This is a genomic window from Methylomonas sp. MK1 (assembly GCF_000365425.1).
Classification (GTDB): Bacteria; Pseudomonadota; Gammaproteobacteria; order Methylococcales; family Methylomonadaceae; genus Methylomonas.
The window spans coordinates 1812546-1834541 of sequence record NZ_AQOV01000001.1; the positions used below are offsets into that span (position 1 = coordinate 1812546).

Below are 21996 nucleotides of genomic sequence, written 5' to 3' on the forward strand. Positions count from 1 at the left end.
AACGAAGATTACGCACAAAATTTGCCGGCCGGGTCATCAAAACCCTTCGACAGAAAGACTTATGTAATCTCTACTTTTCCCTACACGGAGAAAGTCCGGTTGCTGGCCTAGTCCCTAGCATCCTAGCTATGCCACAGTCACGTGAGTCGTTTCTTTACATGGCGCTATTTGCATCAATCTATCGAAGCGCTTGCTCAAGTGCTATCTCCGCCGAAATGGACCTAAACGCCCTAGTGTTTGCCTGGGATACTTTTTGTGCATTCTATCCAAGCCATATCCAAGAACGCCGACCGTTTGGCCGCATACGGCCAGCAAATTTCGATGAAGCCTGGATTATCGCCGAAGCACTGAGAGACGGACTTGCAGAATTGCCTTACTGTACGACCTGTCATACCCCCTATCTGATCATTCATGGCTGCAAATACCAGCAGGTCTGTCAAATGTGCGTGCTAAACCAAATCCCTAAGACCAGAATGATTACCTAAGAATTGATCCTAAAAAGAGCGTTGTCGTGGCCGCATTGGGGGCGATTCATTATCCGGGCAACTCATCATCCAGGGAGATAACTTTATGCACCCATTTCAATTCAGAGGACTATAATCCACCCATTCAATCTTCCTATGTAATCAGGCTATGAAAACAGTGAATGTCAGCGGTCTAAAGAACAACCCTAGCGAAGCGTTGCGTATGGCTCACGAGGATATGGTCCTGGTCATGAATCGAAACGAACCGGACGCGTTGATGGTCGGCCTCAAATCCACCAAAATCATTGGTATGCCGGGTGTGCGCAAAGCCTTGGCGACAGCCTTATTCAAAGACGGAAACTTATCCCTTGCTCGCTCCGCCAAACTGGCCGATATGCCTTTGGCCAACTTTATCGCGCACGTCTCGCGTCTGGGCATTCCTGTCATCGATCAAACGGCCGATGAAATTGAGGACGATTTGGATACTCTGGACCAGTGGCTCAACCAAGCCTGATTTCCAATGACCAAGAAAGTAATTGTCGATGCCAGTCCATTGATCGGACTGGCGTTGGTGGAGGGTTTAATCTGGCTGCCCCAGTTATTTCGTCAGGTTTTCGTACCCGAATCGGTTAAACAAGAAGTTTTACCCGGCAAATCGGCACCTGGTGAACAATCGCTGGCTCACGCATTCGATTCAGGTTGGTTAACGGTATGGCATGAATCCATCACGCCTTGTTTGGACATTGATCTGGACGCTGGTGAAACGGATTGCATCAACATCGCGCTATCGTCACCCGAAAACTATTTGCTGATCATGGACGAACGTGCCGGCCGGGCAGTGGCCAAAGAATATCAACTGCAGGTCGTCGGTACGGCCGCCGTTATTGGCCTAGCCAAGAAACGAGGTTTGATTTCGTCTGCTCGAGCCGCGTTTGAAGTCCTGCATCGATCGGATTTTCGAATTTCGGCTACGGTAATCAACAAAATTCTGGCGAGTGTTGACGAGTAATTGAATCAATATCCAGGCTAATTTTCTTTTCATTATTGATCCGGCCCCGTGATGATTGAAGTCTCTCGGCTTACTTTTGGCTATAAGCCTTGTTACAGAAGGACTTCATCAAAGCCAACCCAGTAAAAGTTAAAACTTTAGAGGGCCGGATCTATATGGAAATGGCTTTGATATAAAAAACCGACTTGGAACGTTAGTTCATTCGCGATAGGATTATCAAAACGCTTTAAGCATGGAGAATACTATGCCGACACAGTCATCACTCTCAGATCGGTTCAAACACCCCAGCCAGTCGATTCAATCTCGATCCAATCACTCAATGTTTAATGGCCGTCATGGAACTGTCGATTGCCCCGAATGCCATCGAATCATGGTGCCGCGCGTCATTACCTATTATGGACAACCAACAAAATCGATTTGCCCATTTTGCGGCGCAACGTTTGCGCGGTTTCCGAGTGGATTACAGAAGTTTTTGCAGCGTTTTCATACCCGCACATTAACTACAAAGCACTTTAATTTTTTTAGCTTGGCAGCTGGATTATTTGGATTAACATTCATGGGCAGTTCAAAAGACATGCTGCCTGAAACACTTTCTACATTTGCCCTTTTTGGTTTCGTTACTTTTACTGCTCTAGCATTAGCAGAATTAGTTTTTCAGTGTATTGAACAATTGGCAAATCGTCTTTCCCATGAAAGTAATTACTATTGGGCTACCTTAGTGTTTGTAGCCTGGGTACTGGGGAGTATTAACAATGAACTTACCGTACCAATTATTATGCTCTCATTTGCCATGATTCTGCGAGGGCTTATTGTTGGTTTTGGACAAATTCTTCGCAACAAATAATTCATGGTTCTTAATAATTAATTAGTCCTCTAGCTCGATTAAAGCTACTAATCTGATCTATGAGATCCATGCGATTTTGGCCGGCTGCACTCATCAATAACTTTGAAATATTGTTGCCATCAATGTCTCCTTCCTCTTTGATCAATTGTTGTTTTGCTGCGGCCAAATTTCCGCTATATCCTCCACCAACTGATATTCCAGCGAATGCTTCAAACATTGCTGCTCGGTAATATGTTTTTTGACTTGGCGTTAATTTGTCACCGATTTCATTAATTCTTTGGTCTGCCCAAGCCTGGGTAGTTTGAATAAAACCGGAGTAAGATTTAGAGGCTCCGTATTTTACGGAATCCCAAAAGCTTGCTCCGTTCGAGTAAGCTTCTGTAGTATTTGAAGTAAATTCTTTAATGCTTTCAGCACCAGAAGAACCCACGGCTTCGATATTCTTGGCGGTATTATAAATACTCCCTCCCAGGTAATCGTATGTTGCCTCCGCTACCGAAGGCGTGTCATTGGCCGCTGCCGCAATCGATTGCCTAAAGTGCTCCGCTTTGACATTCGCCAATTGACCGAAACCTTCTCTTGAATTTTGTTCACGCTCTGCCAAATTACGATCATGTTGTGCGTCGATATGGGCTTCGCCGCCGGCAATTTTTTCCGTCGCTGAACCAATATGCGCCTGAGCACGCTGATTTAGCGATTCGGTTTCAGCGCGTGGGTCTTTGAGATTGGCCTGTTCGACTGATGCCTGAACCCTGCCAGCTTCCGGAGCGCTGGCTTTCAGGGATTCATTCCGGCTGGCATTCCAGCTTTGATCGGCTTGCGGCGCATTAAAAGCATCGCCGAGCAGTTGATAACCCGAGAGTTGCGCCTGGTGCGATTGCTGATCGTCCAGCGTGCGGTAACTGGGTGAGGAGAAGCCGGTCAATAACGACATGCCGGCGGCGGCATAGGCCTGATCGGCATCGCTAATCCAACCGGCGGCTTTCCATTGCGAGGCCAATCGCTGTGTATCGCCTCGCAAGCCGTATTGATCCAGCGTGCGATCCAGACGTTCCATCAAGCCAGAATCATGCGCGATTTTGTATCCCGTTTCCGCCGCACCGAAACTGGCTTGTGTTCCGAATCGTTGTTGGGCCGATAGGGTTTGTTGATAGGATTCGCTGGCGGATACCGCATCAGTTGCGTTGTGTTGCAACGAGGACAACGATTGATTTTGCAGTCCCATTGAGGCGACGTTTCGGGTACCGGTTTGTGCATCCATCGCCAGGCTTTTGGCTAAGCCGGCTTGGTAGCCTTGGCTGTCGTTGACCGTTTGGCTGATGTCCGCGGCAATCGCATCGGACTTGTCCTGACTGACTTTGAAATCGTTCTGCAAGCGGCCAGATATTGCGCCGCTGAGTTGGTCGCTACCCAGCTTGGCCCCAGCATTGGCACTGCCGGCCACCAACGCCGAGAATTGATCGGCCGATACACCGGTATCGGCATGCTTCTTGGCGAAGGCTTCACCGAACTGACGGTTATAGGCATCGGTATAACTGGAACTGCTGGCGATTTGATTGCCCAGCGACCGACTGTCAAAGGCATCGCTGGTGATGCTGGCCGATTTCGAGGCCGTGGATGACACGCTGTGCATGAAGCTGCTGGTGGCTTGTTCCGATGCGGAATAGGCCGACGACACTGCCGTACTCATATCCTTGCCGGCGGTAAAGGCCGGCAGGACCTTGTCGACTCCGGTTTGGGTGACCGCCGACAACGGACTGTATTGATGTTGCGCCTGGGCATTCAAGACTGGCGCCGGGCTGATCACATCCGGCGTGGCGATTTTTTCGTTCACGTAATCGCCGCCATCCATTCGTCCCAGGAAATGGGTGGCAGTCACTGCCCCGCGATAAATCAGCATCAAGGTAATGGCCGGCGTCGATGCGGCCAACATGCCGCCAATCGACAGCCATTGCTGCAACTCCATGTCCAGTTGGTAGATACCCATCATTGACGGTAGGTTGTAGGTGGCCGTGGTCAGCGCCGCCATTTTACCGGCGGCCGACATCTGGATGAACAGATTGATTACCGCCAGAATCGGCATCCACAACTGGATCCACAGCAACATCGAGAAGTAACCGATATTCATCCGAATGCCAACATTGCCCAGCATCACCACAAACGCCATGATCGGCGCGATGGCATAACTTAGCCCTTCGATGAACGCCATCATCGGCCGGACGATCTTGGCAAACAGCGTTTGTTCGGCAGCCCATTGGGTATTGCGTTGCTGAATGGCTTGCTCGACCATCGCCGCTTTGTTCCAATGCAAGCCGTCTTCATGCCGGCCGATGACGCCTTTCTCGAACATTGGCATGATGGCCGACATCAGCATGTAATCGGCGGCATCGACTACACCTGGCCCCGCCAGGGCATCGAAGGCGTCCTGAATTTTCGGCACCGTGTCGGCTGCCGCCGGCACACCAAGTGAGGGCTGCAGTAAACCTTCCAGCGCCGTCGCGAAATTACCGGTGGCCACCCCACTCAAGTCGGCCCAGGCATCCGTGCAGGTTTTGGTTTGCGGTTGGCCGCCGACATAGATTTGCGTCATGTAAATGTCGGAATCAAACCTGATCGCATTCAACGGATCAGCATCGCGTAAGATGGCGTCCACCGATTTTTGATTCAGATCGACACCGGTCAACGTGCATTCGCGCACGTAATTGGCGAACGAGGTTTCCATATCGCTGCTGGCATTCGGTACGTTAGCCGCGCCTAGATTCACCCGCGACAATAGATTCTTCCGTACCGCGGTCAAGGTCTGCAAACTGTCGGCAAAACCATTGCCGGTCATCGACGGTGTGCCAAAGCCTTGTTCGAACAAGCGTGTCGTGCGATAGCCCATGTTTGACATCACGCTACCGACAACCGCTGGCCCCAACGGAACATTGTCGACCACTACAACGCTGCCGGTATACGCATCCTCGATCGACACCCGCACCGACGGCGCATAGAGCATCAGCCACAACACGTAGGCCAATAATAAATCTTGGTAACGAATGCCGCGACCATCCCATTGCAACAACGCCCGCAGCATGACGATGATGACGCCGATCAAACCACCCACGGCTGCGGCAGTACGGTAATCGCCGGTACCGGAAATCATCGCAATGGCATTCAGTACGGCTTGCAGATAGGCGGAATCGCCCACGGAAAAGATTTCAAACATGGCCGATTGCCTTTAAAGAAATAGGATAAAACCAAGACACGCCTACGATTGATAGAAAGCACTGGTAAGCGAGTCTTGTAGTGCTATTCGGACAGAGCCTCATGCGGTTGACTCCATTAAGGCGTTGGCCAAGCGGTGCCAGACGCCGGCAATTGGGCCACGGTGCCGTAGTGTTTAGGCTTCACGGTGGTCATCAACTGCTGGTAAAACGCCATCAAGGTTTGCGGATTGCCGTAGCGGCCGGCGATGGTGACGTATTCATCCTGGATTTGCTCCCTTGCATCCTTCAAGGCATCCATCAGCAATTTGGCGTAGGCGTGGTCGTTCATGTGCGCGGCGGTTTGCACGGCATTGAGCAAATCGTTGACGATCAGTTGCGCCAGTTCCAAGGCAATCACCGGTGCCGCTTCTTCGGCCCACAGTTTGGCAATGCCGGCGTCTTCCCGCGCCAGGTTATGAATCATGCCGCCGATGGCATCCGGCACGGTTTGCATGAAGGCTTTTTCACTGTCGGTGATTTGGCCGCTGTTGGTCGAGAATTTGTAGATCAGGCCGTTGCCGCTATTGGCCGATCCCAACAGGATGTCCATGACCCGTTGCTTCAAGCCGATCAGGTTGACGTTCTGGACAATGGGTTTGAGACACTGATCGGCATCGTGGCCATCCGAACAGGTGTACATCCTTACAGTTTGATAGCTGTTACCAGCGTCATTGCCGTACATCAAATCCTTAATCCGCAACACCGGCGGCGGTGCGCTGATGGCATTGTTTTCGCCTTTGCCATCGGGTGCGGCCTGGGGCGCATCGACGATCACCGTACCGGATATGCTCATCGCCGCTTCCAGCAAACTATTGCCGCCGAACCGGAACCAGCCGCCGGCGTTCTGATTGACCAAGGCTCGCCAGACCAGATTGCCCTGGATCACCTTGGTCATGTCGGTAGGATCGTTCTGCTTGATTTGCTGTACCGGATCGCCCAAGGTGCTGGTATTGGTCCAACTGGAAAACACATCTGAAATGCCCTGGGTAAACGCGGCATTGGACAGATTGGTTTTGCTTTGCAGATCGAAGGCTTTGACCGTATCGTTGACCAAGCCCTGCGCCAACCGACAGGAGTTGCTGAACATCTGGTTCATTTCCTGGATTTTCTTTTGCAGGTCGGTCATCACCGACGCACACCAGGGACACATGGCGCCGACCGCCAGTTGAAAGGCATAGCCTGAAGCATTGGCGGCCACGTTACGCATCAATTGCACGAATTGGTTGAAGTTGATGAAACTGAAACTACCGGCGAACAAATCGATACCACCACAACCGGCACTGAACGACGGCGGTACGAACGAGACCAGATTGGTGTTGGTGATGCCATTGCGCGCCACCAAACTGCCGCCGGTTATTACGCCACGGCGTTGCCCCAGATGCGCAGTCGGTGCCGAGTAGTTGGTCATTGTGCCGAACATGCTGTCCATTTCCTGTTGCAGGTCGGCGTAAGCTGGAACTGAACTCTCAACCAACAAAATCAATACAACGACTTGTCGATAGCGTAATCGAAACGAAAATGACGTCATGGTGTACTCCCCAAATGCGCACTGCGTTGCAGTGCCTGGATCAGTGACAGTGGATCTTGAGTGACCGCAGGGCTGATACTGCCAGCCGTTGGTAACAGCATCGGCGTATTGCGAATACCCTGAGTGGTTTGATATTGCGAAGCATCGATCCAACCCGCTTCCTTGGCGGCTAGCAGAATCCGACCGGTGATTTCTTCCAGCGACAATGCGCCTTGCGCCAACGGTACAATTTGCTTGGGCGGTTTCATCAGAAACAGCGCCGGGGTTTGCTCAACCCCCAACATCGCAGCCTGACCGTTATCACGTTTGAACTGACTGAAAAAGCCGTTCGGCATCGGTAAACCATCGAGCGACACGGGATAGATTTTGAAACCGTAGGCGTTTTCCAGCATGGCCAGAATCGGCGCCTGCACATGGCAATAAGGGCAATCGGACCGGAAGAAAAACAAAATACCGGCTTGGGCGGCAATCGCTTTCAAAGCCTGTTCGGCGACCACACTGGCTTTATGATTGGCTTCGTTAGCCGCATAGGTCGCTACCGGACGGCGCACCGTTTCATCGAGTTGCGGATCGGACATCACCACGTAACGGGCCGCGTTGGTAAAACGCTCTGCTTTGTCCATCATCACACGCTGCAGGTAATAAAACGCCGCTACATTCTCGGGACTGGGATCGTCGATAGCCTGGTTCAGGTAATGCTCCAGGTTTTGCTTCAACCAGGCCGAGGACATTGGTTGGGGTTCTGCAGAGGGCTTGGCTTGTGTTTTTGGTTCAATTTCAGCCTGAACGACGCTGGGCGGTTTGATGTCAGGTTTGGGCTTTTGCTGATCGTCTTGAATTTCGGGTTGGGCATTTTTAACCGGCTCAGGCAACACCTCATACCAAAACCAGCCGCGCTGCTTGTCGACGAAATAGGAAACTTCGGACGTGTCGTCCTTACCCATCGCCAGAGAGGCTCTGAGACACAAGCTCAAGATGATCGGTAAAGAAATGGCATTTCGGTTCATCGCGCCATTGTCCGTCAGATCTTCCCAGCGACTTTTGCAGCTGACGACGAAAACGCCATCAGCTGCAAGATGGTTCGAAAAGCTATCGCAGAATCCCACCGTAACGGCAGACGATCGCAAATTCGGCGTCAACTGCAATCGGCATCCCATGTCGGTTGCCTAAAATGCCGGCGTTATTGCGAACGGGCGATGACCCGTAAATCCCAACAGGAAATCGACTTTCGATTTGCCTACGCTAGTAGGGAAACGAGGCAACGGTAATCGGCCTGAAAGCCGAAGTTATTTCCTAGGTAGGCATGAATCACGCCGTTTTGCCAAGGCAATGCCTAAATGAACCATCGGGAAAATGACAGTGAAATGCCTACTGCGGTAGGGATTCAATGTGCATATGGCTATGCAGTAAGGCGCTTTCCAAGGTTCGCAATGAACAGAAAACTCCATTAGGCATTGTCCATGTCTATCCCTACAGTTAAGTAATAGGAAAATTCATGTCCAGCGAACGACCCGTCAACGCTCAGTCCACTCTCACCGAACAAGACATATTGCATTGGATCGAAACCCGGTGCGATCATCTCCAGGCGCAAGCCAAAGTATTGGTCGATGATTATTGGCGCCAATTGAAAAGCCAGCGCCAGAAACACAGCAAAAGCGAATCGGGCCGAATCGGCGTCCGCATCCGCTGCCGGGAAAACCAACGCGCTTTCAGCATTGAGTGGTACCGCATGGCCACGTTGCGGCAAAAGGGTCAAACCAAGCCCATTGCGCAGTACGTTAAGAAAGGCCGTGGCTATCGTTATCAGCTTGGCAATCTGCTGAAGGGCGAACCCACCTGGGAAGCGGAATTAGTTGAAGAACTGGAAACCGAGTTTGCCCATATCCGGCAACAGCTCGATCGATTGGGAAAAATTCGAGATGCGGTGCAACGTTATTGCAGGGTAATTGAAGCCGAAGCCAATAACAAATTCATCGGTTGAGATTGCAAGATTACGAGCATTGTTCCAATGGGCTTGCTAGAAAGATAGACCCCGATACGGCGATTACCTGTCGGTCGGGATGGCCATTCAATTTCAACGATTAATACATCCTGTAATCCATTCGAATGTCCGGAATTCGGCGAGCAAATTGAAATTATCACTGTGTCATAACGGCCGATTCTGTTGAAAAAGTCCCCTGATATACGGTTCCTAAAGTAGTAAAATACAGCGAACAGCCACGCAATCATGAGGTGACGCCATGATGGGACAACAATCCGGGATTCAGGAGCAGTTGTTTTTCTGTTTCAGTCTCGAAAACCACATTCCCAAAGATCATCTGCTGCGAGGCATTAACCATTTTCTGGACTTGGGTGATTTTCGTCAGCAATTGGCAGAGTATTACAGCCCCATCGGTCGGCCATCGATTGCTCCCGAACTCATGATCCGCATGTTAATCCTCGGTTATTGTTTTGGCATTCGTTCCGAACGTCGCCTGTGTGAAGAAGTACATGTCAACTTGGCTTACCGTTGGTTTTGCAAACTGGATTTAGACGATCCGGTGCCGGATCATTCCACCTTTTCCAAGAATCGCCTGGGCCGTTTCCGGGACAGTCAGGCTTTTCGGCTCGTATTTGAAACGGTCTTGAAACGATGCATGGCGGAAGGCTTGGTGCGTGGCGAGGGTTTTGCCACCGACGCCAGCATCATCAAAGCCGATGCACAACGGCAGCGTCGAGTAGAAAATGGTGACGACATTGACTGGGGCGATCCCGCTCAAGCAGAACGTCCGGTCCGTGAATATCTCGCGGCACTAGAAGAAACGAATAACCCCAAAGAGCCCACCCGGACGCTTTCACTGACTGATCCAGCGGCTACCTGGACGGCGGCACCCGGTGGCCCCGCATTCTTTGCCTATTCAACCAATTACTTGATCGACTTGGAAGCCGGCATCATCCTCGACGTAGAAGCCTCAGCGGTTAATAAAGCCGCCGAAGTGGAGGCGACTCGGACCATGATTGATCGGGTAGAAGAGACGTTTGGTCTGAAGCCCGAACGTTTGGTGGGCGATACCAATTATGGTTCAGCTGCCATGCTCGGATGGTTAGTCGATGAAAAAGATATAGCACCACATGTACCCGTATTCGATAAGTCAGAACGCACTGATGGCACCTTCGGCCGCTCTGACTTTACTTATGAGGCGGACAATAATCAGTATATCTGTCCAGCGGGTAAGTGTCTGAAACCCGCTTGGCGTAGCAAACAGAAAAACCCTTATCGCTATCGCGCCAGCCAATTGGATTGCCAAGCCTGTCCGCTCAAATCGCAGTGTTGTCCTAACATGGCTAATCGTCAAATCGATCGAAGCCCCCATGAATCAGCCCGTGATGTCGCTCGAGCCATTACCAAAACCGATGCTTATAAGCAGTCACGCAAGGAGCGCAAGAAGGTGGAAATGCTGTTTGCCCATCTCAAGCGCATATTGAAGATGGACAAACTACGTTTACGAGGCTTCAGTAATGCCAAAGATGAGTTCCTACTGGCAGCGACTGCCCAAAATCTAAGGCGAATGGCGAAGAGGTTGGCCATCAATGAGCCAGTACCCCAATTAATACCAGCATAACGGCAATATAAGCCGTATTTACGCACCAGAAAGCAAAAAACTCACCTGCCAGCTTCTGCAAAACTACGGCAATCAATCAAAACGCCCTTCCGGCTCACACTCAAATAACCGCCTTTTTCAACACAATCGGCCAAAACCAGACATCCAGAATAATGAAGAATCAATCTGTTGAATGGCCGCTTGTGATCTAAGTTCGGACTTTCAAGAATTTACCCTCCCATATCAGACAAATTTCTAAACGCGTCTAAAGGCACCAGGTGCTACCCCAATATGGCGTTTGAAGGCTTTGCTGAACGCAGGCACCGACTCGTAGCCGCTCCTTTCCGCTACGCGCTCTACGGTCATGTTCGGCTCCATTAACCAGTGCGCAGCGATTTGCAAGCGCCATATCGTTAGATATTCGATGGGCGAATGGCCAATCAAGGCGGCAAATTTCTCCGACAACACTGACTTGGAAACACCAGCCTGGGTGCATAATGTGTTGAGCGTCCATGCTTGCCAAGGCTGCTCGTGAATCAAGCTCAGCGCTTTGGCTAGGCGCTTGTCCTGCATGGCGGCAAACACACCCTCGCGCACCCAGTCTTGCTCGATACAATGCCGAATTGCCAAGACGAACAAACTATCACATAAGCGCTCCACGACCGAATCGCTGCCAAACCGCGGTGTTGACGCTTCAGCTATTACTAGTTCGAGCAATCGCGTCAGGATCGCTCCAGCTTGGCTTTGCCGTATGACTATTTCGGCCGGCAGCGCCTGCCACAACAGGGATTTTGGCGCGGCCAGTTGAATTTCGCCACAGACGAACCCCACGTCACCCTCAGCCCAAGGCGCCATTCGGGTGTCGCAATCGTTATCCGGCAAATCTTCGGCGCTATACGACAGAAAATGCCGCGCGGCATGCGGCAAAAACAGAATCAGATCACCCACATCCAGCGATAAGGGTGCAGCCCAGTGCGGCGAGTGGACAAAGCCGCGTCCCTTACTGACTAAATGAAACCACACCGAGGTTTCCGAGTTATGGTCCATCAACCAACGCCCGCACACCCCACCGGAATAGACCAATTTGGCGTGCAGATTCAATCCATTAATCAACGGGGTCAAGGCATCCATCGTTTACTCCCGGAATATCGGACAAGTACGCCGGAAGTGTGCGCATGGGATGAAGCAATGGTTTTTCTTAACCTATCCCCGTCGAAACGAATTCGCATCGGCATTACACCTCATGTTTTTAAATTAAAGGAGAGACATCATGTCCCAATTTCAAATTCATTCCATCCTGACCGCCAATGCCACGGCAAAACCTTTACTGGAAGGCTCGCTAAAAAAATACGGCTTCGTGCCCAATTTGCACGGCGGTTTGGCCGAAGCGCCGGCGGCTCTGAAAGCTTACATCGAGTTGACGGCTTTGTTTGACCAAACGTCGTTTAGCCCGACCGAACAGCAAGTCATTTTGCTGGCCATTAGCGCCGAGAATAATTGCACTTATTGTGTCGCCGCGCATTCGATGATCGCTAAACAGATGGTCAAAGCCGATTCGGCTATCGTCGAAGCCCTGCGCAACGGTAAACCGCTGCCTGACAGCAAATTGGAGGCATTGGCTGGATTTGCCCGTGCAGTGGTGAAAAACCGTGGCGTAGTTTGCGGTCAAACCTTAGACAAATTTATCACGGCAGGCTACAGCCGGGCGCAGGTTTTGGAAGTGGTGTTGGGCGTGGCATTCAAAACCCTCAGCAACTACACCAACCACATTATCAATATCCCATTGGACACCGCATTCCAGGCCGAAGCTTGGGACGAACCAGCGCAATGCAACAGTCGGCAGTGTGCTTGATCGATTGACTCATCAATAGGTAAACACCATGAAAGTAAAACAAACCGCAGTGGTTTTATTGGAACTGCAAAACGACTTTCTCACAGAAGGCGGCAAACTATACCCGTTATTGAAGCCGGTATTGGAAACCTACGATGTCAAAGCCCACCAAAACGAGTTGATCCGGGCGGCACGGGCTAGCGGTATGCTGATCGTGCATGTGCCTATCGGCTTCTCGGCCGATTATCGGGAAATGGGCGATGAGCCATACGGCATTCTGCAAGCGGTAAAAAATGCCGGTGCGTTAATCAAAGGTACCTGGGGCAGTGCCCTTGCCGAAGGCATCGACATTCAAGCCGACGATATTGTCGTTGAGGGTAAATCAGGCATCGATGCCTTCGCCGGCACACATCTGGATTTTGTTTTGCGATCACATGGCATCACCACCATTGCCCTGGCAGGACAGTTAACCAACATTTGTATCGAATCCACGATGCGCGCTGCTTACGACAAAGGCTATCGCGTGTTCGGAATTACCGATGCCAGCGCCACTATCGGCTTAGAGCAGTACGACGCTTCAATCGAACACAACTGGCCAATGTTCAGCGAGCCTATGACCTATAACGTATTCCTGGATCGAGCGGCAGCATAAGCGGATACCAGGGGATGCGTCACTTCTTTCGAGTTGGCGCATCGTAGTTTTTATACTCAATCATTAAATCAGGAGTAACACTATGCCACTTGTACAGATTAAAGGCATTAGCGGCTATTTGTCGCTAGAACAAAAACAGGCCATCATCAGCAAAGTCACCGATGCTATTGTCTCGGTGGAAGGCGAAGGCCTGCGCCCGGTCACCTGGGTATTGATCGAAGATGTCGCGTCAGGCGAATGGGGCGTTGGCGGACAACCCGTGACCACCGACGCCTTAAGGTCAATGAGTCGAGGTAATCCGTAAATTCAAGGTTTTGGGCGCGGCGGAGTCTTCTGCCGCCTCAGCCATTTACCAACAGTAAGTAGCGTTGCCAATCTTGGTAAATATCTACGTCCCACTGACTGTCCAGTTCGCCAAGGTTCAAGCCGATGTCCTTGGCCCGGCGACGGGTGGCCGACATGACCTGGTCATGACCCCAGCTCATGTCGCCAAACAGTCCCGGTTGCACCTGGTTTAAGCCGATCATGACGTAACCGCCATCGTCAGCGGGTGCAATGACCGCATCGTGTCCTTGGTTTAACGCCGTCAGTGCCCAACGCAGGTCGTCACCGGAAAGACTAGGACAATCGCAACCCATCAGCAATGCATGCCGGTGTCGGCCCAATGCATCTTCGAAGGCTTGCTGCATGCGTTCCCCTAAATCGGAACCGTGCTGAGTCCTGAGTGTGACCGGGTAGCGGCATGCACAATCTTGAAAGAAGGCATGGCTGGTATCCGGCGCACAATGAAGTTCGACTGGACACAAAGACTGCTGAAAGGCCCGATCCAGGGTCATATAAGTGAGCTGCCGATGGGCTTTAGCCGCCTTTTCTGCGCTCAAGGCCGGTTGTAGCCGGGTTTTGACTTGGCCGGGAATCGGTGCTTTGCAAAAAATTAGCAGGACGCTGTCGGGAAATTGATAAACCATAGATCAGCGCTTCCGCAAAGGTCGAAACGGCATGGCTAATAACTGGAAGAAACCCAGCTCTTGTCGGTCTTGAAATCCGTTCAAGCCAATAGTCATTTCGGTTTGCGGTTGCTGTGATCGATGACAGTAGGTCTTGAACAGGCGGTCCCAGCACGACAAGGAAAAGCCAAAATTGCTGTCGGTTTCCTGTTGCCGGGCGGAATGATGAATCCGGTGCATGCCCGGCGTAACCAACAGATAACGCAGCATCCGCTCGAAAAGCGGCGGCAGGCTGACATTACCGTGATTGAACAATGCGCAGCCATTCAGGATGATTTCGAACGCGATGACGGCCAGAGGATCGGCACCGAGTGCAATCACCAGCAATACTTTGTAAGCCATGGACAGCATGATCTCTAAGGGATGAAAGCGCACGGCGGTGGTGGTGTCGAAATCAAGGTCGCTGTGATGGACTTGATGCAGACGCCAGAACCATTGCCAACGATGGGCCGCGACATGTTGCGCGTAAATCGCCAAATCCAGTAAAAGCAGGCTTAGCGAAATGTTTAGCCAATCAGGTACGGGTAAGTTGTTAAACAGGCCAAGCTGTTGGTCGACGGCCCAGTTCGCTGCCAGCCAGGCCGCCGCACCGATGCTGATGCGCATCACACCCGCATTCAAGGCCGCCAAACCAAGATTGATGCTCCAGCGTTGACGGCGTGGGATGCTTAAATACCGAGTAGGACTTAGCAATTCCCAACTCGCCATCAACACTAAAATACCGATAAACACGCCAAAGCGCAGCATGGCTTCCATCACCGTCTCCCGTCATAACACATGGCCAGATCATTGGGATCGGCACCAAAAAAATACGCCAAGCGTAGCCACCACATCAGTAGGATGGTTTTGAATAGTCCATGTTGTTGCCAGCGCCGTGCCGAAGTCAGCACCTTGGCCTTTAAACTACAGGGTTTACCGAGTATTTTCAGCTTGCCGCTGATGGCAATATCTTCCATCAGGGCAATCTCCGGAAAGCCGCCCGCCGCTGCAAATGCTGAGTGGGTTATAAACAAAGCTTGGTCACCGGTGGCAATGCTGGTCAACCGTGAGCGCTGGTTCATCATGAAGGCTATCAGTTTGAAGATAGGTTTAGGGCTGTCGAAGGCCACATCGAAACGACCCCACTGAAAACCTTCGGCCATGGCCTGGTTGATCAAATCAATCGCATTGTCAGGCAACCGAGTATCGGCATGCAGAAACAGCAATACCTCGGCTTCAGCTTGCGAAGCGCCTGCATTCATTTGTATGGCACGACCGCGAGAACCGAGTATGACCTTATCGACCAGAGGCTTGGCAATTTCCGGGCTATCATCGTGACTGCCGCCATCAACCAGCAGCAGCTGGCAACGATCACGCAGACCTTGCAAGGCATGTAATTTAGCAGGGAGTTGTCCGGCCTCGTTGAGAACTGGGATGACGATACTAAGCTGGTAAGTCATGTCTTGAATTTGTCCCTCAAGCCTTGCGCCGCCAAGCATGATAACGGCCCAGCCATTCCAGCAATACCATGGGCGCGTGATTGCGTTTCCAGACGCCCGCTACATATTTATTAGCTTCCGCCATGGTTGGATAGATGTGAATAGTGCCTAAAATCTTATTCAGACCAATGTTGTGTTTCATCGCCAGCACACATTCAGCCAGTAAGTCGCCAGCATGTTCGCCGACGATGGTGACGCCGAGTATTTTGTCCTTGCCCGGCACAGTCAGCACTTTAACGAAGCCATGCGCTTCGCCGTCGGCAATCGCCCGGTCCAGATCGGCTATTCCGTAGGTCGATACTTCATAAGCGATATTCTGCGCTTGCGCTTCCTGTTCATTCAGACCGACGCGAGCGACTTCCGGGTCGGTAAAGGTCGACCAGGGGATCACCGAATAATCGGTACGAAACTTCTTAAAGTGTCCGAATAAGGCGTTGACCGCTGCGTACCAAGCCTGATGCGCGGCGGTGTGAGTAAACTGATACGGTCCCGCGACGTCGCCGACGGCGAAAATATTCGGATAGTTGGTTTCCTGAAAGGCGTTGGTTTCCAGGGTAAGGCGCGGTGACAAGGCAATGCCCAGCTCCTCGACACCATAGCCTTGCACATTGGCGGTGCGGCCAATGGCGATAATCACTTTGTCGAACAGGATTCTGACGATTTGCCCGTCAGTTTCCGCCAGCAAAATGTGTTCGCCGTTTTCGACGACGAACTCCTTGGCAGTGTGATTGACGCGTACATCTACGCCTTCTGCGCGGAAACGGGCCTGGACGATGTCCGACACTTCGGCATCTTCCCGCAGCATCAGACGCGGCGCCATTTCCACCTGTGTGACCTGGCTGCCCAAGCGGGCGAAGGTTTGCGTCAATTCGCAGCCTATCGGGCCGCCGCCCAGCACCAGCAGGCGCTTGGGTAATTCGCGCAAGTTCCAGATATTATCCGAGGTCAGATAATCGATGTTTTTCAGTCCGGGAATCGGCGGTACGAAAGGCCGGGCGCCGGCGGCGATGACTATCGAACGCGTAGTGATGGTTTTCACACCTTCGGCGGTAGCCACTTCCACCGCCCAGGGCGAGACGATTTTGGCCGAGCCTTCGATGACCTCCACGCCCAGCTCGGTATATCGTTCGACGGAATCGTGCGGCGCCACAGTTTTGATCACCTGTTGCACCCGCTCCATCACGTCCGCAAAATCAAATTCAACCTCGGCTTTGGCGATGCCGAACTCGGGCGCGCGTTTGATATGCGACAACAACTTGGCCGAACGAATCAGCGCCTTGGAGGGTACGCAACCGGTGTTCAGGCAGTCGCCGCCCGTTTTGTGCTTTTCGATCAAGGTCACTTTAGCTTTCACGGCAGCAGCTATATAGGCCGACACTAAACCACCTGAGCCGGCACCGATCACGATTAGATTGTTGTCGAAACGGTCGGGTTTAGGCCAGTTCGCGTAAATTTTGCGTTGCTTGAAAAATTCGAGCATGTGTTTGGCCACCCAAGGAAATACACCGAGCAAGGCAAACGAACCCAGCAAGCTTGGAGACAGAATAGCGGAGAGTGAATCGATTTTCGCCAACTGGGTACCGGCATTGACATAAACCACAGTACCGGCCAGCATGCCGACCTGGCTAACCCAGTAAAACGTCCTGGTCTTGATCGGCGTCAAACCCATCGCTAGATTGATCATGAAAAACGGAAACAACGGCACCAGACGTAAGGTAAACAAATAAAAAGCGCCGTCGCGACTCACGCCCTCATCTATGGCCTGCAAGCGGGCGCTAAACCGAGATTTGACCCAGTCGCGCAACAAAAACCGTGCGGCCAGAAACGCCAGGGTTGCGCCGATGCTGGAAGCAAACGAGACGATCAAGGTACCCCATAACAATCCGAATACCGCGCCGCCAGCCAGGGTCAATATCGTCGCCCCCGGTAATGACAGCGCAGTGACCGCGATGTACAACGCGGCATAGAGTGCCATAGCCAGTACTGGGTGAGCCTGACGGTAATCGGCGTTACTGGTCTGCTGTGCCTTCAAGTTATCCAGCGTCAGATAGTGCTGCAAGTCCAAGGCAAAAAATGTTGCCACCAATGCGGCAATACCCAGCAATAACAAAAGTCTGGAGGTTTTCATGCCGACCTACCAATTCTGAGTGGGCTAGGCTTCGAAGGGTGTTGGCGGTTTGTCTGGCTAAACATTTATGTTCCTTAAGTACTATTGGGCTTGCCTGTTAGTCGTGTTTGCCAGTCATTCCTGACAACTATCTCGGCAAATTTAATTTCACTGGTTTAATAGACATCATCGCCACTTAGTAGATCAAGATTCTTTCAGGCACTCCTGATAGGCAAAATTTGTGTTCGGTTAGTGCAATACCTACACTATGTGACGTCTACCTTATATTTTGTCACCCATTATGCGCCTGCCGCCTAAACACCAGCGCGATGTTCTTAAAATCGGTGAATTGGCCGATGAACTTGGCACCACGCCAAGAACCATTCGGCTTTACGAGGAACTTGGACTGATCGCTCCTGACCGCACCGAGGGCGGCACCCGTCTTTATGCCCGGAAAGATTTGAAGCGCATGGCTATCGCGTTGCAGCTTGGTCGGGTCGGCATCGAGCTGGAATCGGTGCAAAAACTCGCTCAAACCCGACAGCGATGTGCTTCCGGCAAAGCAGCATCAGCCGCGATGAGGCCGATCCTGCATGACTTGCGCACCAGAATCCGGGGCTTGCTGGAGGATTTGGAAGAACTGGATCGCGATCTGGAACGGGCGGATATGCTGATCCGCCAATGCGGGAATTGTCAGAATCGCCCCAATCGCCAGGATTGCCCGGACTGTCCGGTGAATAAAAACGTCGATTTGACCAACATAGGGCGCCTGGTTTGGGATCCAAGTTGTCCGTGACCAAGTTGCCGGGCCATTTCAAATATTACGTTAATGGCATTTATTGCTGTAGAGCGTAATACGAAGGAACTCAATTGTCGTAGCCTTATTCCGCCGTATGGATTCGTTTAACATTCGGTGCATTACCCCTTAGCCATTACGCTTTGTGGCCCGTTCGAACCGCAAATCGCACCGCATTCAGCTATTCAACACCTTGGTAGCCATTTCCGTACCAATGACGCGGGCTTTGATTTTGGCGAATGCCGTGTCCCGCCCGGTCGAGGTGTCGTCTTCGAAAGGCGAAAAACCGCAGTCGTCGGTGGTGCCGAGCTGATGCAGCGGGATGTATTCGGCTGCGCGCAATACACGATCTCGCACTAATTCCGGTGCTTCCACGTCGGGGTTCAGCACGTCGATAACGCCAACAAACACCCGTTGGTTAGGACGAATATTGTCCTTGATGATGGCTAAAACATGTTCCGGATCAGGTTCGCTGGCCATTTGCATATAGAAATTACCAGAATCGAGCTGGAACAAACTCGGCAGCAGGTCGGCGTAATCGACATCGGCGCTGTGTGTGGAATCATGGTCGCCGCCGGGACAGGTATGCACGCCGATGCGTTGGCGTTGTTCCGGGGTAAAGTGTGCCAATACCCGGTTGTTCAGGTCGATAAAGTTCCGCAGCAATTGCTTGGACGGATCGAGTTTGACCGACAAGCGGCCTTCGGTGAAATCGATTTGCACATGGTGTGCGCCTTGGTCCAAACAACCGCGAATATCCGCCACCGTTTCCTTGATCAAGTCATCGATAAAAGCGTCCCGCGAGTAGCCGTCTATGCCTTGTTGCGGATAAAGCAGGCTCAAGGCGGAAGCCGAAATCACCGCCTGCTTGAGTGGGCGCGTGGTGTAGCGTTTGGCGGCCTGCACAAATGCGCCGGCATAGACGCCGTAGCGAAACGGTCCTGCGGTTAATCTGGGTAGTTGCCGGGTGTGGCCGTCGGCAAAAGGAATCACGATGCCGTCCTCGGCGATGTTGTGCAAACCTTGTAATGGGTAGGTGGCGAAGCTGGACTTGGTCTGTTCGCCATCGGAGATCACCGGTGAACCCGTGTCCGCAAGACGTTGCAATGTGTCGCGTACCGCTTCGTCGTAGCAGGCATCGAGACGTTGTTGCGATAGGCTGCCCGCGCGAAAATCCCGCAGTGCTTCGAGCAATTGCGGCGGACGGGGAATACTGCCTATGGATTCGGTGGGTATGGACATGTCGCGTTCCTGTATGGCGTTAAGGGAATGGGGCTAGGTAAAGTGAAGTGAAGTGAATGGTTGGCTTTACGGGTCTGTCCGCTGATGAGCAATTGCGGTTAAAGCGCCGTAAGTGGCCACCAGAAAAGGCACGCTATAGGTTAATAGCGCCTTGACCACATCGAGTCTTTGCATCGCCGGGTAATCCAAACACAGCAGGCCGAACACTGCTTGCGGTTGGTTGATCAAATTCAACAGGGTGCCGACGACTAAGGCGACCTTGCCGGAGCGGCGGTATATGCCTAGCCGGGTGGCAGTTCGGTGCAGATCAAGTAATTTTGCAAAGCAACTTCCTACTGCGTCATTGCAACCCATCCACTTAAACATCCAGGATCACCTCTAACAAAAATGTAGATTTTGAGCGCGCTGTACGGCAAAAATCAATGCGCATAAAGCCATGCAATTAAACGCTCTCGACAAAAACGCTAAGTCACGCTCTTTGTTCAAAATATATCATTAAGGTTATATTTTGTAAATTCTCGCACGTTTCATTCAATGCACAAAACCATCCAAGCAGGCGCTTTTAATTGCTTGCTTAAGCCCGGATAAGGCCAAACTCAGAGCAAAGCTCCGCCGCAGCTGCTGCCTTGGCCGGCGGTGCAACCGTAACAATGGGCGGCGGTGGCTATCGGTGCGTTTTGCAGTTGTGCGAGGGACAACTCGCTGATATGTAGTTTGGGTTTGGCTGCGGCGCCCAACGGTAAATCCAGCATCTGATTGAAATCGCAATCGTAGACAGTGCCTTGCCAGTCAATACTGAGGGTATTCAGGCACATCAGGTTTTCAAGGTTGTCGGCGCGAAAGCTGTCTTTTAGTAAAGTCAGATACGATTCGAAGCGACCATGGCTGATCAATGTGCTGCCGAAGCGCTGAATCGGCATGTTGGCGATGGCAAACAGGCGGTTGAAGACGATGCCGTAATGGTGTTGCAAGTGCTGTTTGTAAGCTTGTTCCAGTTGCTGCTGGTCGGGCGGCAACACAGCATCTTGCGGGTTGAAAACCAAATTAAGCTGTAAGGCGCTGTCCGGTTGACCATAACCCAAGCGGTTCAGGCGCTGTAAGGCTGCCAGACTGTCTTTGAACACGCCTTTGCCGCGTTGTTTGTCGACATTTTCCTGCAAATAACACGGTAAGGAAGCAACGATCTCTACCTCATGTTCCGCTAGAAAATCGGCCAAAAATCGATAACGTGGGTCTTCCAAAATGGTCAGATTGCATCTGTCTATGACTTTAATACCCAATCGGCGCGCAGAACGAACCAGATACAAAAACTGCGGATGCATTTCCGGCGCACCGCCGGTCAAATCCAGCGCGTGAATGTTGGAGGCTTCGGCCAAAGCCAGCACCTGATCAACGGTTTCCCGACTCATCATCTCGGTACGCTTGGGGCCGGCGTTGACATGGCAGTGCACGCAACTCAAATTGCACAGGTAGCCGAGATTGATTTGCAACACTTCCAACGGCTTGCGGAATAGGGCCGGAAAGTCGCTGTCGATCAGCAGAGGTTTGGTGTCGTGCATGCTTAATCCTTGGAAAACCAGATGTCGCCGTAAGCGGCGCTAGCCTGTCCGCCGCTGTTGTCAGTATCGGTCATGATGGCGACGGCATCGATAGTGCTGATGTCTTCACCGAATAGTTTCTTGAAATCGGCCCGGATATTACGCTTTTCGGTTTGCCAAACATTCAGTGAGGCTTCCGGCCCACGTAAAGCCAACATCATCGCATGATCACCGGCAAAGGCATTGGGCCAGACGGTATCCTTTTTCGTGTTGCCGGCCCAGACATAATTGATGGCCTTGGTTTGCCAAAACGCCAGACCGCCTTTGACTACCACATACACCCGCGCCGCGTAATCGTCGCCGGGTTTGCTTTGTTCGTTCAAGCCAGCCAAACGCTTGCCGATGCGCCACGACCAGTTCAGGAACGGGGTTTGTTCCAGATCGATATGCTGCTCTTTGAACATGCCGGAACCGGCGGCACGACTATCGGCCGTCAATACCGTCACGCCATCGATTGCTTGCAGACGGTATAGGGTTTCGCCTTTGAAACTTTTATGCTCCCAACCCTCCAGGCGATTTTGGCTAAATTCGCCGATAGGCAGTTTATTATCGGCAACCGCCGCGTGATTCATCGGTAGCATCGTTAAAAATATCCAGCAGAATTTTTTCAT

The 21996-nt window shown here is 51.9% G+C and carries 22 protein-coding genes; 10 read left to right on the forward strand and 12 right to left on the reverse strand.

The window, feature by feature from the left end:
* The first annotated feature begins 128 nt into the window (after positions 1–128).
* The 4 genes from G006_RS0108525 (at position 129) to G006_RS28280 (ending at position 2317) form a co-directional block, all read left to right on the forward strand.
* On the forward strand, positions 129–485 hold the full coding sequence (locus G006_RS0108525; RefSeq protein WP_327036676.1) for a hypothetical protein: 357 nt from the start codon (positions 129–131) through the stop codon (positions 483–485).
* A 148-nt stretch (positions 486–633) separates the two neighbouring features.
* The gene (locus G006_RS0108530) at positions 634–978 is read left to right on the forward strand and encodes a UPF0175 family protein (RefSeq protein WP_026146929.1); all 345 of its coding nucleotides are present in this window, start codon (positions 634–636) and stop codon (positions 976–978) included.
* A 6-nt stretch (positions 979–984) separates the two neighbouring features.
* Positions 985–1473 carry a DUF3368 domain-containing protein gene (locus G006_RS0108535; RefSeq protein ID WP_020482763.1) on the forward strand — a complete coding sequence of 163 codons (489 nt, stop codon included), beginning with the start codon at positions 985–987 and terminating at the stop codon, positions 1471–1473.
* 244 nt (positions 1474–1717) lie between these two features.
* Positions 1718–2317, forward strand: a complete 600-nt coding sequence (locus tag G006_RS28280; RefSeq protein ID WP_026146930.1) for a hypothetical protein — start codon at positions 1718–1720, stop codon at positions 2315–2317.
* A 10-nt stretch (positions 2318–2327) separates the two neighbouring features.
* On the opposite strand, the gene G006_RS0108545 is transcribed toward G006_RS28280, so the two are convergent.
* From G006_RS0108545 to G006_RS0108555, 3 genes are all read right to left on the reverse strand, one after another.
* Complete coding sequence (locus G006_RS0108545) at positions 2328–5525, reverse strand: conjugal transfer protein TraG N-terminal domain-containing protein (protein WP_020482766.1); 3198 nt, start codon at positions 5523–5525, stop codon at positions 2328–2330.
* Between the two features lie 116 nt (positions 5526–5641).
* Positions 5642–7093 carry a conjugal transfer protein TraH gene (locus G006_RS0108550; protein WP_020482767.1) on the reverse strand — a complete coding sequence of 484 codons (1452 nt, stop codon included), beginning with the start codon at positions 7091–7093 and terminating at the stop codon, positions 5642–5644.
* Positions 7090–8100, reverse strand: coding sequence for a conjugal transfer protein TraF (locus tag G006_RS0108555; protein WP_026146931.1), 1011 nt, complete (start codon positions 8098–8100; stop codon positions 7090–7092). Before G006_RS0108555 ends, G006_RS0108550 begins: the two co-directional genes overlap by 4 nt.
* Before the next feature lie 488 nt (positions 8101–8588).
* On the opposite strand from G006_RS0108555, the gene mobI reads away from it, so the two are divergent.
* Together mobI and G006_RS25265 are read left to right on the forward strand one after the other, a co-directional pair.
* Positions 8589–9074: a conjugative transfer protein MobI(A/C) gene (gene mobI, locus G006_RS0108560; RefSeq protein ID WP_020482769.1), complete on the forward strand. Its 486-nt coding sequence runs from the start codon at positions 8589–8591 to the stop codon at positions 9072–9074.
* A gap of 259 nt (positions 9075–9333) precedes the next feature.
* Entirely contained in the window at positions 9334–10695 is a 1362-nt protein-coding gene (locus tag G006_RS25265) for an IS1182 family transposase (RefSeq protein ID WP_051067675.1), read from the forward strand.
* Between the two features lie 234 nt (positions 10696–10929).
* Here the strand turns inward: G006_RS25265 and G006_RS0108570 are convergent, their stop codons facing one another.
* Entirely contained in the window at positions 10930–11805 is an 876-nt protein-coding gene (locus G006_RS0108570) for a helix-turn-helix transcriptional regulator (RefSeq protein ID WP_020482771.1), read from the reverse strand.
* Positions 11806–11944: 139 nt separating this feature from the next.
* Between G006_RS0108570 and G006_RS0108575 the strand changes: the two genes are divergently transcribed.
* From G006_RS0108575 to G006_RS0108585, 3 genes are all read left to right on the forward strand, one after another.
* Positions 11945–12526: a carboxymuconolactone decarboxylase family protein gene (locus G006_RS0108575; protein ID WP_020482772.1), complete on the forward strand. Its 582-nt coding sequence runs from the start codon at positions 11945–11947 to the stop codon at positions 12524–12526.
* A gap of 28 nt (positions 12527–12554) precedes the next feature.
* Positions 12555–13157, forward strand: coding sequence for an isochorismatase family cysteine hydrolase (locus G006_RS0108580; protein WP_020482773.1), 603 nt, complete (start codon positions 12555–12557; stop codon positions 13155–13157).
* Between the two features lie 82 nt (positions 13158–13239).
* The gene (locus tag G006_RS0108585) at positions 13240–13461 is read left to right on the forward strand and encodes a tautomerase family protein (protein ID WP_020482774.1); all 222 of its coding nucleotides are present in this window, start codon (positions 13240–13242) and stop codon (positions 13459–13461) included.
* 37 nt (positions 13462–13498) lie between these two features.
* Here the strand turns inward: G006_RS0108585 and G006_RS0108590 are convergent, their stop codons facing one another.
* The 4 genes from G006_RS0108590 to G006_RS0108605 are packed head-to-tail and all read right to left on the reverse strand — an operon-like array spanning position 13499 to position 17770.
* The gene (locus G006_RS0108590; RefSeq protein WP_020482775.1) at positions 13499–14125 is read right to left on the reverse strand and encodes a TIGR04282 family arsenosugar biosynthesis glycosyltransferase; all 627 of its coding nucleotides are present in this window, start codon (positions 14123–14125) and stop codon (positions 13499–13501) included.
* A 3-nt stretch (positions 14126–14128) separates the two neighbouring features.
* A complete protein-coding gene (locus G006_RS0108595) occupies positions 14129–14920 on the reverse strand; it encodes a sterol desaturase family protein (protein WP_020482776.1) in 792 nt (263 codons plus the stop codon).
* Positions 14920–15603 (reverse strand): TIGR04283 family arsenosugar biosynthesis glycosyltransferase, encoded by a 684-nt coding sequence (locus G006_RS0108600; RefSeq protein WP_020482777.1) that lies wholly within the window; start codon positions 15601–15603, stop codon positions 14920–14922. Before G006_RS0108600 ends, G006_RS0108595 begins: the two co-directional genes overlap by 1 nt.
* A gap of 16 nt (positions 15604–15619) precedes the next feature.
* Positions 15620–17770: an FAD-dependent oxidoreductase gene (locus G006_RS0108605; RefSeq protein WP_020482778.1), complete on the reverse strand. Its 2151-nt coding sequence runs from the start codon at positions 17768–17770 to the stop codon at positions 15620–15622.
* Positions 17771–18050: 280 nt separating this feature from the next.
* Here G006_RS0108605 and G006_RS27025 point away from each other — a divergent pair, with 280 nt between their 5' ends.
* The gene (locus tag G006_RS27025; protein WP_020482779.1) at positions 18051–18545 is read left to right on the forward strand and encodes a MerR family transcriptional regulator; all 495 of its coding nucleotides are present in this window, start codon (positions 18051–18053) and stop codon (positions 18543–18545) included.
* Between the two features lie 177 nt (positions 18546–18722).
* Here the strand turns inward: G006_RS27025 and G006_RS0108615 are convergent, their stop codons facing one another.
* From G006_RS0108615 to G006_RS0108630, 4 genes are all read right to left on the reverse strand, one after another.
* Positions 18723–19787 carry a cobalamin-independent methionine synthase II family protein gene (locus G006_RS0108615; RefSeq protein ID WP_020482780.1) on the reverse strand — a complete coding sequence of 355 codons (1065 nt, stop codon included), beginning with the start codon at positions 19785–19787 and terminating at the stop codon, positions 18723–18725.
* A 66-nt stretch (positions 19788–19853) separates the two neighbouring features.
* Positions 19854–20153: a nitrate/nitrite transporter NrtS gene (nrtS, locus tag G006_RS25275; protein WP_020482781.1), complete on the reverse strand. Its 300-nt coding sequence runs from the start codon at positions 20151–20153 to the stop codon at positions 19854–19856.
* Positions 20154–20383: 230 nt separating this feature from the next.
* Positions 20384–21346 carry an arsenosugar biosynthesis radical SAM (seleno)protein ArsS gene (arsS, locus tag G006_RS0108625; RefSeq protein WP_020482782.1) on the reverse strand — a complete coding sequence of 321 codons (963 nt, stop codon included), beginning with the start codon at positions 21344–21346 and terminating at the stop codon, positions 20384–20386.
* A 2-nt stretch (positions 21347–21348) separates the two neighbouring features.
* Positions 21349–21996 (reverse strand): DUF3047 domain-containing protein, encoded by a 648-nt coding sequence (locus G006_RS0108630; protein ID WP_020482783.1) that lies wholly within the window; start codon positions 21994–21996, stop codon positions 21349–21351.